Consider the following 12,444-nt stretch of genomic DNA (forward strand, 5'->3'; position numbering starts at 1 on the left):
ATGTGATCATTATTTGGTAATTTCATAAAAAATATGGAAAACACCAATACAGAATTTAACCGCAAATCCTAGAGGATACATACGTGGACGATAACAAATCAAAAGCTTTAACCGCCGCAGTTGGCCAAATTGAAAAGCAATTTGGTAAAGGCGCTATCATGCGCTTAGGCGATAACCAAGCCATGGATATCGAAGCGATTTCTACTGGCTCACTTACCATTGATATCGCTCTAGGTATAGGCGGTTTGCCATGTGGACGTGTTGTTGAAATCTACGGACCTGAATCATCAGGTAAAACCACGCTAACACTTCAAGTTATTGCTGAAGCCCAGCGCAAGGGTAAAACCTGTGCTTTCGTTGATGCTGAACACGCCCTAGACCCGGTATATGCTGAGAAACTTGGCGTAAACATCGACGAACTATTGGTATCTCAGCCTGATACTGGTGAGCAAGCGCTGGAAATTTGCGACATGCTTGTACGTTCAGGTGCAGTAGATGTTGTTATTGTTGACTCGGTAGCGGCGCTTACACCTAAAGCAGAAATTGAAGGTGACATGGGTGATTCTCACGTTGGTCTTCAGGCGCGTCTAATGTCGCAAGCGTTGCGTAAGCTTACTGCAAACATCAAGCGTTCAAATACACTGTGTATCTTCATTAACCAAATTCGTATGAAGATTGGTGTTATGTTTGGTAACCCGGAAACCACTACTGGTGGTAACGCGCTTAAGTTCTATTCTTCTGTTCGTCTAGATATTCGCCGTATTGGAGCAGTGAAAGAAGGCGATGAGGTAGTAGGTAACGAAACTCGCGTTAAAGTAGTGAAGAACAAAGTTGCACCTCCGTTTAAGCAAGCTGAATTTATGATCCGCTACGGCGAAGGTATCAGCAAAGAAGCTGAGCTTATTGACCTTGGTGTTAAGCAAAAGCTAGTTGATAAAGCGGGTGCTTGGTACAGCTACAAGGGTGACCGCATTGGTCAAGGTAAAGCGAACGTGATGAAGTTCTTAAAAGAGAACCCTGAGATTGCAAACGAGATTGAAACTAAGATCCGCCAAGAACTTTTGCTTTCTAAAACAATGAAAGCAGAGGAAGCGGTACCTCAGCAAGAAGACGATGTGCTTCCTGAGTAAAATTAGCGCTTAACCGCATATTAAGAACCCACCGTTAGGTGGGTTTTTTTATGGCTTCATCAAAGAGTATATTAAGAAATATTTACTAACACTTAATGCAAGGCTGAAACTTGTACAACAAATAAAAACAAGGAATGCTGTAATAAATATTTGTAAGTACAGACTACTAGGATGAAATAGCTATCGCAGCCTAAGCTGGTTAAGTACGCTAAAACAATTTTAAACAAATAGAACGGCATAATTTGCGGCTACAGCAAAGCAAGCCTACAACAATAATGAACGGTGCTACTGTTCACACGTGAGAAGAGGGAAGGGAAATGATTGAAATATCAGGCCTTGCTAAGCGTTTTGAGGTGGAGAACCCAAAAAAGCTTAGCGAACAGGAAAAAAAGGACCCGCGATTAAAAGGGCGCTATTTCCAGTCGGTAAGGGATGTGTCGTTTACTTGCGAAAAAGGACAAGTACTTGGTTTATTAGGGCCAAATGGAGCAGGTAAAACAACTACACTTCGCATGCTTTCAACAGCACTCAAACCTGATAGCGGAAAAGTTATTATTGGTGGTGAGGATGTGCTTACTAACCCTAATATTGCCCGTAAAAAAATTGGCTTTTTATCTAGCTCAACGGGCCTTTATGGTCGTTTAAGTGGCCGAGAGAATATTAGCTACTTCGGTGAGTTGCACGGTATTCCAAAAAATGTGATTAACGCGCGTATTGAAGAGTTAGCTGATTTACTCGATATGCAAACCTTCCTTGATAGACGAGCCGAGAATTTCTCATCAGGGATGAAGCAAAAAGTTTCTATTGCTCGCGCTGTTATACACGAGCCTGAACTAGTGGTGCTTGATGAACCCACAACCGGACTTGATATTATGGCAACGAGTACCGTGATGGAATTTATTCAGCGCCTTAAAGATAAAGGTACCCCGGTTATTTTCTCTACTCACCACCTTGATGAGGTGCAAACCCTTTGCGACAAGGTGACCGTGATTAACCAAGGTGAAACGGTATTTAACGATTCGCTAGCCGCCTTTAGCGCATTGTCTGGTAATGACGGGGCTGGCGGGCAAATGCATAAGAGCTTCCTAAAAACACTATCAATGGATTCTGAGGAGATGGGTCATGTGGTTAATCTTTAAAAAGGAATTCAAAGAACTATTACGGGATAAGAAAACCATCATATTCATGATTGGTTTACCGCTTTTATTATTCCCAGCTATTTTCGGTGTCGCGTTCTTTTTCATGAGTTCAGCGGCGGATAAAGCGGAAAATAAAGTACTGAAATACGCGATAGTTGGTGAAGCGTATGCGCCAGCAATTGTTCAGTCTTTTAACGACGCATCAGATAAATTCGAATCGGTTGCGATTGGCGATGAGGCTGACTACGCTAAACTCATCAAAAACGAAACACTAGATTTTGTTTTGGTTATTCCCGAAACCTTTGATAGCGATGTTTTGCGTTCAGGTCAGCATAAAATTGAGCTTTATCTCAACGATGCTGGTCTAAATAAGGTGATGGGGCGCGTATCCGACATCATTGATGAATATACCGATGCATTCCAACAAACAGCTTTTGCGCAGCTTAATCTAGATGAAACTCAGCAAGAGGCCTTGCTAAAGCCAATCAAGATAGAAAAGCAAAATGTCGCCGACGATCGCGAAGTGTGGGGTGAACGCTTAGGCGGTATGCTGCCATATTTCATCTTCATCTTGTGCCTTCAAGGCGCTATGGCCCCAGCGGCTGACTTAGGTGCCGGTGAGAAAGAGCGAGGTACATTAGAAACACTACTTATATCGCCGATAGACCGTCATAAGCTGGTACTGGGTAAATTCTTTACTATCGCTACTGCGGGTATAATTACTGCGCTTATTACCGTTTCTTCCATGGCTATATGGGGACTGGTGTTATCGCAAGGCATGGCCGTTGAGTTTGTGGTTAAGATCATGTCGATGATTGGTCTTGTGGACTTCCTGCTGATCTTTCTAATGTTGGTGCCAGTGGTGGCAGTTTTCGCCGCTATTCTACTATCACTTTCAATTTATGCTCGCTCGTTTAAAGAGGCGCAAAGCTACATGGGGTCACTGATTATGGTGGTTATTTTCCCTGTAATTATAGCCATGATGCCGGGTGTAGAGCTTAAAGGCGGCTGGGTTTGGGTACCGCTGACTAACGTTGCTTTGGCGATGAAAGAACTGTTCAAAGGCACCATGGACTACTTTGCGCTGTTTGGCATATTTACGTCTACCGCAGTGATTGCAACCGGATTGATTTTCTTCTGTATCCATTGGTTTAACAAGGAAAAGGTCCTGTTTAGATAACAAAACTGCTTACCTAGCATTCTTGTAACAAGCCCGCTAAACGCGGGCTTATTCTTTATTGAAGCAAGGTTTTTTTATGTGGTGGACAAAATTGATACTCGAAGTGCAGGTTCAATACGTTTTAGTTTTGTGTTTACTACACTTCAAAGTCGATACACTTGATAATTCCCTCCCAACCGGGAGGGATTTTTCCTTGAAGTACATAAGAATAGGCCAGCAACTCGGCAATTACATAATACAGCGATTCAGGGATATCTTGCCCCACATCAAGGGTAGCGAGGACTTCGCTTAAGTAAGGGTCTTCGTGAATTAATATCCCGGTTTCTTCAGCCATGGCAATGATGGCTTCTGCCAAATCTCCATAGCCTTTGGCAACCACTTTCGGCGCATTTTTTTTATCGCCTCCGTCATATTTTAGGCCAATAGCGCGCTTTGTTTTTTGTGAATCAGTCATAAATTCCTCATCTACACCCTGGTTTCAAAGATCTGATGAGGGCGTGAGCTTAATGACTCTGGTATGTGTCCCCGTTGGTAACTGGTGTTTTCTACAACTAATCCGAGGGAAGTAAGACGATTATGTAAATAGGGTAGGGTATCGCCAATGCGCCTAAGTACTTCATCGTTGGATGCATATAAGTCTAAAGTAATGGTGCTTTTATCAATTTTTGATTTTGCCAAAACTTGTCCGCTATCACCAATGTCCAGCTTCATCGTGATATTCCAAAGAGAACGCTCGCCTGTTTGTGCGTGCTTTTTGTTCTGCCCACCTTGCTCTCGTTTTATCAAGAGCTCTGGCGGACTGTGCTGCTGTGAAAGCGATGGCAAAATGTAATAAAAACTGTCTTGTCCTTGAATACGGCTGTCCACATTAGCAATTTTGTTTTGCTGGTGGCTACTTAACAGTGTCTTAAGTTGAGAAAGCAGCTGTTGTCGGCTGTCTAGCTGGTGCATGTCTTGGCTAACGCGACTTGGTTGAGCCGTTACCCCCATATTCGCCAACGTTTTTGAAACAATAGAGTCGGGCGCATCTATTTGCGCCTTTAAACCAGGTTGACGCTGCATGGCGCGACCCGCTAGTGCCAATTGAACTAAGGCAACCAATCCTTGAACAAAGCTGGAAGCGTTTACGGGAGAGGTTAAGTTTATTGGTGTGGTAACTAGCGCCTGTGTGGATATCAGCTGCTGCAGGCGTTGCGACAATCCTTGTTCATTCATATCTAGCGCTAGTTTCTTTGTTCCGCTTTTTACCACCTCGATAGCACTTTCATTCTCGCCAGCTACGCTCTCATTTGATTTTGAACCCGCTATAGTGGCGTGACTATCTGAAACCACTGGCGCTATTTCTGCCCCTTTACCTTGTGTAGCCGCCAGTTGTGCAGCGATATTGCTCAGTAAACTATTTGATAAGCCTTTGGCCTGTGAGCTTAACGCTTGTGCGAGAGAGGCAAGTGATACAAGCGAGGGTTTACGCCCACTGTCTTTTCCTTGCAGGCCATTATTCTCTGCTGAAGCGGCATCTTTCCCTTCAGTTAATATAGCTTTTGCCGATGCTAGCAGTTGTTCCTTGGGTGGCTTTGGAGGGCCGATAAATTCCCCATTGGATACCTTGGCTTGAGAAGCCTTCGCGTTGAGCGCATCAAGGCCTTTAAGTTGCTGCAAAATTTTATCAAAATGCTGAGCTTCATGTGCTTTAGGCATACCCTGGCTGGGCGGTAATCTTTCATTCTCCACAATAGCTATGAGTTGGTTTAGTGCTTGGTTTGTACTGCCTGTTTGGCTCAGTAATACTCGAGAAAGTGCAGTGATGGCATTGTGAACATCGGTGCCTTTAAGCGATGTGGGAGCCGCTGCCTTTAGGTTTGTAATGGATGAAGAGTCTTCAAGCGAGCTATTTCCCGTGACTGCTTCGAGCCCTTTCGCTGTCGCTTTTGGTAATTGCGAAAGGTTAAGTTTATTTACCTGCTCCTGCGTCAGAGTCGGGGCCGAGAGGGAAGACCCCTTGCTCTGAGGTACAACAATTTGTAATACCGCATTTTGTTGTGATGTACGAATCGAGAGCTTGTTGTCAGTTAAGGTCAACGCAGAAAGCACTTTTAACGCGTTAGTGTCGGCACCAGAACCTTTTAAAAGCGCGTTAAGTCGAGGCGGGTTACTCAAGTTATGCTCAACAGCTACGCCACCTTGCTTAAGTGCGCTGGAAATGAACTGTTGTTGTAAGTTGGTACTTACATTTTTATGAGTCATGGCAGCGAAATTATTGTCGTTGGTTGTTGGGCGAGCGCTTTCATTGGACAAACCTTGAGAGATTTGCAGCGCGATTCCACCGTTGCTAGCTCGGCTTAGTCCTATGACGACCTGTTGTCCAACTAGCTTTTGAAGCGCTGCTTTAGCCGTGCTATCAAGCTTTTCAGTATTAATGTCCGATAGGGGAATAACCTCATTTTTAGCGGTGGTGAGCATGAGTTGCCCAAAATTTTCACTCTTTGTAGAAATAGAAAGTTGACCTTTAAGCGTAACGGCGGCGTTATTTGCAGCAAGAGCTTGTGCCACGGCTTTCAGTAATTCAGCTTTTTCGGGCGCAGACAATGACACGCCTTGTTGAGACAAGCGTGTAGAAAGCAGCACTGCAGACTGAGTGTTTACCTGACTTTGAGAAGTATTTTGAGCACTTTTCGCTTCTGGGCCTGAGATATGATCAGGGGAGGTAGGCAAAAGTGCAAGCTGCGCATTATTAATTGCTTGGTTAGAAAGCTTAGCGCTGACTTCTGCGGGTAAGGCAACGTTGAGTACTTGAGCTGCTGACGATACATTTTTTGGTGTCACCGTTATCGATAGCACTCGTTCAGGTAAGCGTTCAACTATTACTTTCGCGGCATTATCTAAGGTGGCTGCCTGCGACAGCGCAGCGTTGGCAATAGCGGGAGAAGTACTTCGACTCGCCCCTTGAGTAGCGGCATCAACATTTACCTGTGACGGTAAAGATGTAGGGGAAGTCGTGCCCGTTGACTGATTCAGAGTCGCTGCCAATAGTGATGATAATGGTGTTGTCATAATTAAGATATCGGCACAGTCGCGCTTTTCCTTACTTATTTGAGTATAGCAAATTTGACTATAGCAAAGTGCTTTGAGGCTGTTTCATCATTAATAAGTGCTCATCGATAACGTACAGCGAAACCATTCGTTCTTAAGGCAGATGAACAATTTATTTTTGCGCAGAAAGACAACTCACCCTTGTTCTACTGGCTCTGTGGAAAAATGCCTTTGTCTTTGAAGTAAATCATATTTAATTGGAATTCGCGACTGCGAAAAAGCGTTCATGTGGTAGACTAGCGCCATTTTTTAAAACCTCTTTTTTAGGTTGGAGTAGCCAAGTAGTGTTAGAGGCGTGCGGATTAACGTGCAGCAAACGAGATAGAACCCTTTTTGAGGGGCTTTCACTGGTTGTTAATACTGGTGAGTTGCTGTACTTGCGCGGCCCTAACGGTGCAGGAAAAACCAGCTTACTTCGCATATTAACTGGGTTGAGTGCACCTGAGTCGGGCGCCGTTTTATATAACGGTGTAAACATTTCCGAAGACAAGACCGGCTATTATCGCGATCTTTTCTATTTAGGACATAAGAGCGGTACTAACGGCAGCCTTTCAGCCTTGGATAACTTATCATTTTGGTTAGCCCAACACAGTATATCGGTACAAGAAAATACGCTGTATGACGTCTTGGCAAAAGTAGGGTTAGTTGGGCTTGAAGATGTGCCTGTTAGGTATTTGTCGGCAGGTCAACAGCGTCGTGTGGCGCTATCAAGACTATGGCTTAAGCCAGCAAAGGTGTGGATATTAGACGAACCGTTTACAGCGCTTGATGTAAAAGGGGTTCACTTACTTGAAACAAGTATGAAAGAGCACGTTAGACGCGGTGGTCTTATTATTACCACTTCGCATCAAACACTGTCAGAAAATGCTGGGGAACACCGCGTATTTGACCTGGAGTACCGCTTTTAATGTCACTTTACCAAGGTATTTTTAAACGCGACATGCACATTGCGTTCAATCAAAAAGCGGAATTGGTGCAACCACTGATGTTTTTACTCATGGTGGTAACCTTATTCCCTTTAGGTGTAAGCCCTTCTCCTGATACCCTTCAGCGCATTGGACCGGGGGTAATTTGGATTGCGGCAATTTTGTCATCACTTATGGCAATGGAAAGACTGTTTCGCGATGACTTCCAAGACGGTTCGCTAGAACAGTATATGCTCTCTGGTCTGGCATTGCCGGCGGTGAGCGCGGTGAAGGTAGCTGCCCATTGGCTGGTCAGTTTTGTGCCTTTATTATTGCTTTCTCCACTGCTAGCGATGTTTTTGAATCTAACGGTCGATATGTATATCGCCCTCGTTTTAACATTGTTGCTGGGAACGCCATTACTTTCTTTAATTGGCGCCATTGCGGTAGGACTTACCGTTGGATTGCAAAAAGGTGGGGTGCTGTTGGCATTGCTACTTATCCCTGTCTTTATTCCGTTACTGATATTTGCCACGTCGGCTGTGGATTCTGCCGCACTGCAATTACCTTATCATGCGCAACTTGCTATTATTGCCGCCATGCTTTTATTGGCTGCGGCATTGGCACCGTTTGCCATCGCGTATTCTTTAAAAGTGAGTCAAAACTAATGTGGAAGTGGTTACACCCCTACGCGAAGACAGAGCGCGCGTATCAGCTCTGCCTAACTTTACAGCCTTGGTTTTGGGTTGGTGCTTTAGTGTGTCTGAGCATTGGCACTGTATGGGGGCTGGCATTTGCGCCTCAAGATTATCAGCAAGGTGATTCGTTTAGAATTATCTATATCCATGTACCTAGTGCAATCTTGTCTATGGGTACTTATGTCGCCATGGCAATTGCAGCCTTGGTGGGTATGGTTTGGCAGTGGCGCACCGCTTATATGAGCATGATTGCTATGGCGCCTATCGGCGCAGTAATGACGTTTATCGCTTTGTTCACTGGCGCCGCGTGGGGCAAGCCAATGTGGGGCGCTTGGTGGGTGTGGGATGCACGCCTAACTTCAGAGCTTATTCTGCTTTTCTTGTACATGGGCGTGATTGCTCTTTACGGTGCTTTTGAAGATAAACAGCAGGCGGGTAAAGCCGCAGGCGTGATGGCGCTGGTGGGCGTAGTAAATATTCCTATTATTCACTACTCGGTAGAATGGTGGAACACGTTACATCAAGGCGCGACCATTAGTAAATTCGACAACCCTTCAATTGCCCCTGAAATGCTGTGGCCGTTGTTAATTAACCTGCTGGGCTTCGCTTTTTTTATTGGAGCTGTGACCACTGTACGATTACGTAATGAGATTGTGCTTAGAGAGATGCACAGGCCTTGGGTACAAGCCTTGGCAGCAGAGAAAGTGTCGAAACAGACCAGCGGCTCACCTAACGGTAATTTAAAAGAGGGCAGTTAAGATGCAGTTTGAATCCTTTGCCGATTTTTTAAATATGGGCGGCTATGCATTTTATGTATGGCTTTCTTTTGGCGTTACCTTCTTAGCAATGGGCATTATCGCTATTCAGAGTTTTAGTAAACATCGCGACCTTTTAAAGCAGGTAGTGGTGGAAAAAGAGCGCAAAGCGCGGATTAAACAAGCGCGACAGCAACAGCAAGACAGCATGTAGTATTAATGCGAAAAGTGAACTTAGTATTCATTTGCGTTTTTATTGTTTATTAGTTTTTTCGAAGAGAGAGTTGCATGAACCCGAGACGAAAGCAGCGACTAGCCGTAGTGGGAATTATCGGTTTTTTAATAGTAAGTGCAATTGGATTGATGCTTTACGCCCTAAACGACAGTATTGACCTTTTTTATACGCCAAGTGAAATTATTGAAGGTAAAAACGGCCAGAAACCGCAGGTTGGCCAGCGTCTTCGTATAGGCGGTATGGTGGTACCTGGCAGTGTAAAAAGGGATCAAGAAAGCTTAGCGGTGAGCTTTGACCTTATCGATACTGGCCCAACAGTCACTGTGACTTACACCGGCATCCTTCCTGATTTATTCCGTGAAGGCCAGGGCATTGTAGCAACGGGTGTACTCACTGGCGCGAGCAACATAAAAGCGCAGGAAGTGCTAGCTAAGCATGACGAAGAGTACATGCCGCCAGAACTTGCTGAAAAAATGAAAGGCATTAAGCATGTAAAACCTGAAAATATGCCAACGTATGAGTCGTCAAACGGCGCCGGGAGCAAATAATCTATGGTACCTGAAATTGGAAATATTGCGCTGACGCTTGCGCTAGTGCTCTCTATATTATTGGCCGTTTATCCGCTATGGGGGGCTCACCGTCAGCACGAAGCGTTAATGGCAACCGCCAAACCACTGGCAATCGGCTTATTTACCTTCACGCTTATCGCCTATGTATGCTTAACCTACGCCTTTGTGACTGACGATTTCAGTGTGGCGTATGTTGCCCAGCATTCAAATAGTCGACTTCCTATTTATTATAAAATTACCGCCGTGTGGGGCGGCCACGAAGGCTCATTTCTTCTGTGGGTGTTGATGCTTTCCATATGGACAGTAGCAGTGGCGATATTCAGCAAGGGTATTCCTCTTGCTATGGTTGCAAGGGTGCTGTCGGTGTTGGGAATGGTGGGCATCGGTTTTTACTTATTCATGCTGCTTACCTCAAACCCGTTTAACAGCATGCTGCCGTTTTTCCCGGTAGATGGACGAGATCTTAATCCACTGCTGCAAGATTTTGGCATGATCATTCACCCGCCTATGCTTTATATGGGCTATGTTGGCTTTTCTGTCGCGTTTGCTTTTGCAATTTCAGCACTAATTTCAGGTCAGCTAGACTCAACCTGGGCACGCTGGTCAAGGCCCTGGGTCATTTCTGCTTGGGCGTTTCTCACCGTGGGCATTGCGCTAGGTAGCTGGTGGGCGTATTACGAACTTGGCTGGGGTGGCTGGTGGTTCTGGGACCCAGTAGAGAACGCCTCTTTCATGCCTTGGCTGGTCGGTACTGCGCTAATGCACTCGCTAGCCGTAACCGAAAAGCGAAAGGCGTTTAAGTCGTGGACCGTACTGCTTGCAATTGCCGCATTTAGTTTGAGTTTACTTGGCACCTTCTTAGTACGTTCTGGAGTGATTGTTTCGGTACACTCGTTTGCAAGCGATCCTACCCGAGGCTTATTTATACTGGGAATATTGATTGTACTTAGTGGCTTTGGCTTGCTGCTTTACGCTATGCGAGCAGCTTCACTTAAAAGCCCAGGCCGCTATCAAGCGTTTTCCCGTGAAGTGTTGTTAATGGGTAATAACGTCTTTTTGTGCGCAGCAACACTAGTTGTATTGTTGGGTACACTACTGCCACTTGTACATAAAGAGTTAGGCCTAGGCAGTATTTCTGTAGGCGCTCCGTTCTTCAATCAAATGTTCACCTTATTGATTGTGCCATTCGTACTAATGCTAGGTCTTGGCCCGCTCACGCGCTGGAAACAGCAAAAAGCCAGTGAATTACAAAAACAGCTATCAATCGCTGGCGGTATTGCACTAAGTGCAGGTGTGTTAGTGAACTTTGCCTATGATGAACCAACCTATATGGGCGTTTTAGGCATGGTGCTGGTGTTTTGGATTTTAGTCACTACAGTGCAAGAGGTGTTGCAGCGTCTATCGGCAATGCCATCAAGTAACAGTGACAATGCATCGGTGCTATCTAAACTTCGCAAGCTTACGCCAAGCCACTGGGGAATGGTGCTGGGCCATGTGGGTTTTGCTATCTGCATTATCGGCATTACGCTGGTTTCAAACTATGAAATGGAGCGCGATGTGCGCATGGACATCGGCGATACCGTTTCTCTTGGCGGTTATGACTTTAGCTTTAGAGATGTCGTCAAAGTCCAAGGTCCGAACTTTGAGGCGGACAAAGGCGTATTCGACGTTTATCAAGACGGTGAATTAATCGCGCATCTAGAGCCTGAGAAGCGTTTGTATATAGTACAGCGTATGCCGATGACTGAAGCCGCTATTCACTCAAATCCTATAAGAGATTTATTTATCGCTATGGGCGAGCCTTTAGACAATGGCGCATGGGCCATCCGTATTTATATTAAGCCATTTGTTATCTGGCTATGGGCGGGCGCAGTGGTTATGGCTATAGGCGGTATCTTCTCTATTAGCGACAAACGTTACCGTATGGCTAAAGTAAAAAAGATCAAACGTGTATTTGGTGGGAAAGGTAAAAACGACGCTGAGCAATCTCATGGTCAAGTATCCACTCCATCAAATGCGTCAGTGAAAGGAGGCGCATAATGAAAAAAGCACCACTCGTTGCTATTCCGTTAGTGTTGTTTTCTTTGCTGGTCATTTTTCTGTTTAAGGGGCTTTTTTCTGACCCCAGAGAGTTAGATTCTCAGGTTCAGGATAAGACGTTACCTGCATTCTCACTGCCAGACCTGATGAAGCCAGAGGTGACCTATACGCCTGAAGATTTAAAGGGCAAGGTCACCATATTAAATGTATGGGGTGTATGGTGCGTGACCTGCGCTGTTGAGATGCCGTATCTCACTCAGCTAAAGAACGAACAAAACGTTCACATTGTGGGTTTGTATTTTGATCAGGACTTAGACCCAGACTTTGGCACAAAAACACTGAGCCGTGTTCAGCAAGAAGTTACCGACATGCTCAGCCGTTACGGTAACCCTTACGCGTATAATATTTTTGATGTCTATCGCGATACGTCGCTCGACCTTGGAGTAACAGGAGCGCCTGAGCACTTTGTTATCGACGCTGAAGGAATTATTCGCATGCACCACATAGGCGATATTAACGAGCGTGTTTGGAACACCAAAGTTGGCCCGCTATACAACAAGCTGGTGGCAGAAGCTTCTGGCAAAACAGGCAATGACAAAAAGGTAGATGTGGATGCAGTGATGGTCTCAGAGCCTAACTTGTCGAACACGCTTAATGAAAAAAATAACCAGAGCACCACAAGTGCACAGGGAGGGGAATAATG

At 45.2% G+C, this 12,444-nt stretch carries 12 protein-coding genes; 10 read left to right on the forward strand and 2 right to left on the reverse strand.

Annotation, left to right across the window (positions count from 1 at the left end; all coding sequences use genetic code 11):
* The first annotated feature begins 83 nt into the window (after positions 1-83).
* The 3 genes from recA (at position 84) to WA381_RS01800 (ending at position 3,449) form a co-directional block, all read left to right on the forward strand.
* Positions 84-1,130, forward strand: a complete 1,047-nt coding sequence (recA, locus tag WA381_RS01790; protein ID WP_014948506.1) for a recombinase RecA — start codon at positions 84-86, stop codon at positions 1,128-1,130.
* Positions 1,131-1,447: 317 nt separating this feature from the next.
* Positions 1,448-2,269 carry an ABC transporter ATP-binding protein gene (locus WA381_RS01795; protein ID WP_156086021.1) on the forward strand — a complete coding sequence of 274 codons (822 nt, stop codon included), beginning with the start codon at positions 1,448-1,450 and terminating at the stop codon, positions 2,267-2,269.
* Positions 2,253-3,449 carry an ABC transporter permease gene (locus WA381_RS01800; RefSeq protein WP_156086022.1) on the forward strand — a complete coding sequence of 399 codons (1,197 nt, stop codon included), beginning with the start codon at positions 2,253-2,255 and terminating at the stop codon, positions 3,447-3,449. Before WA381_RS01795 ends, WA381_RS01800 begins: the two co-directional genes overlap by 17 nt.
* A 136-nt stretch (positions 3,450-3,585) precedes the next feature.
* Here the strand turns inward: WA381_RS01800 and WA381_RS01805 are convergent, their stop codons facing one another.
* Together WA381_RS01805 and WA381_RS01810 are read right to left on the reverse strand one after the other, a co-directional pair.
* A complete protein-coding gene (locus tag WA381_RS01805; RefSeq protein ID WP_156086023.1) occupies positions 3,586-3,903 on the reverse strand; it encodes an EscU/YscU/HrcU family type III secretion system export apparatus switch protein in 318 nt (105 codons plus the stop codon).
* 11 nt (positions 3,904-3,914) lie between these two features.
* Complete coding sequence (locus tag WA381_RS01810) at positions 3,915-6,500, reverse strand: flagellar hook-length control protein FliK (RefSeq protein ID WP_197044390.1); 2,586 nt, start codon at positions 6,498-6,500, stop codon at positions 3,915-3,917.
* A 323-nt stretch (positions 6,501-6,823) separates the two neighbouring features.
* Between WA381_RS01810 and ccmA the strand changes: the two genes are divergently transcribed.
* From ccmA to WA381_RS01845, 7 genes are all read left to right on the forward strand, one after another.
* Positions 6,824-7,447: a cytochrome c biogenesis heme-transporting ATPase CcmA gene (ccmA, locus tag WA381_RS01815; RefSeq protein ID WP_043959982.1), complete on the forward strand. Its 624-nt coding sequence runs from the start codon at positions 6,824-6,826 to the stop codon at positions 7,445-7,447.
* Complete coding sequence (gene ccmB / locus WA381_RS01820; RefSeq protein WP_012517453.1) at positions 7,447-8,112, forward strand: heme exporter protein CcmB; 666 nt, start codon at positions 7,447-7,449, stop codon at positions 8,110-8,112. Before ccmA ends, ccmB begins: the two co-directional genes overlap by 1 nt.
* Positions 8,112-8,900 carry a heme ABC transporter permease gene (locus tag WA381_RS01825; RefSeq protein ID WP_156086024.1) on the forward strand — a complete coding sequence of 263 codons (789 nt, stop codon included), beginning with the start codon at positions 8,112-8,114 and terminating at the stop codon, positions 8,898-8,900. The genes ccmB and WA381_RS01825 overlap by 1 nt, the downstream gene beginning before the upstream one ends.
* Before the next feature lies 1 nt (position 8,901).
* Positions 8,902-9,111, forward strand: coding sequence for a heme exporter protein CcmD (gene ccmD, locus WA381_RS01830; RefSeq protein WP_156086025.1), 210 nt, complete (start codon positions 8,902-8,904; stop codon positions 9,109-9,111).
* A 74-nt stretch (positions 9,112-9,185) separates the two neighbouring features.
* Positions 9,186-9,680, forward strand: coding sequence for a cytochrome c maturation protein CcmE (gene ccmE / locus WA381_RS01835; protein ID WP_156086026.1), 495 nt, complete (start codon positions 9,186-9,188; stop codon positions 9,678-9,680).
* 3 nt (positions 9,681-9,683) lie between these two features.
* Complete coding sequence (locus WA381_RS01840; protein WP_156086027.1) at positions 9,684-11,741, forward strand: heme lyase CcmF/NrfE family subunit; 2,058 nt, start codon at positions 9,684-9,686, stop codon at positions 11,739-11,741.
* On the forward strand, positions 11,741-12,442 hold the full coding sequence (locus WA381_RS01845; protein ID WP_156086028.1) for a redoxin family protein: 702 nt from the start codon (positions 11,741-11,743) through the stop codon (positions 12,440-12,442). Before WA381_RS01840 ends, WA381_RS01845 begins: the two co-directional genes overlap by 1 nt.
* Positions 12,443-12,444: the final 2 nt, after the last annotated feature.

The sequence above is a fragment of the Alteromonas sp. CH_MED4-4 genome (genome assembly GCF_037029575.1).
Lineage (GTDB): Bacteria > Pseudomonadota > Gammaproteobacteria > Enterobacterales > Alteromonadaceae > Alteromonas > Alteromonas macleodii.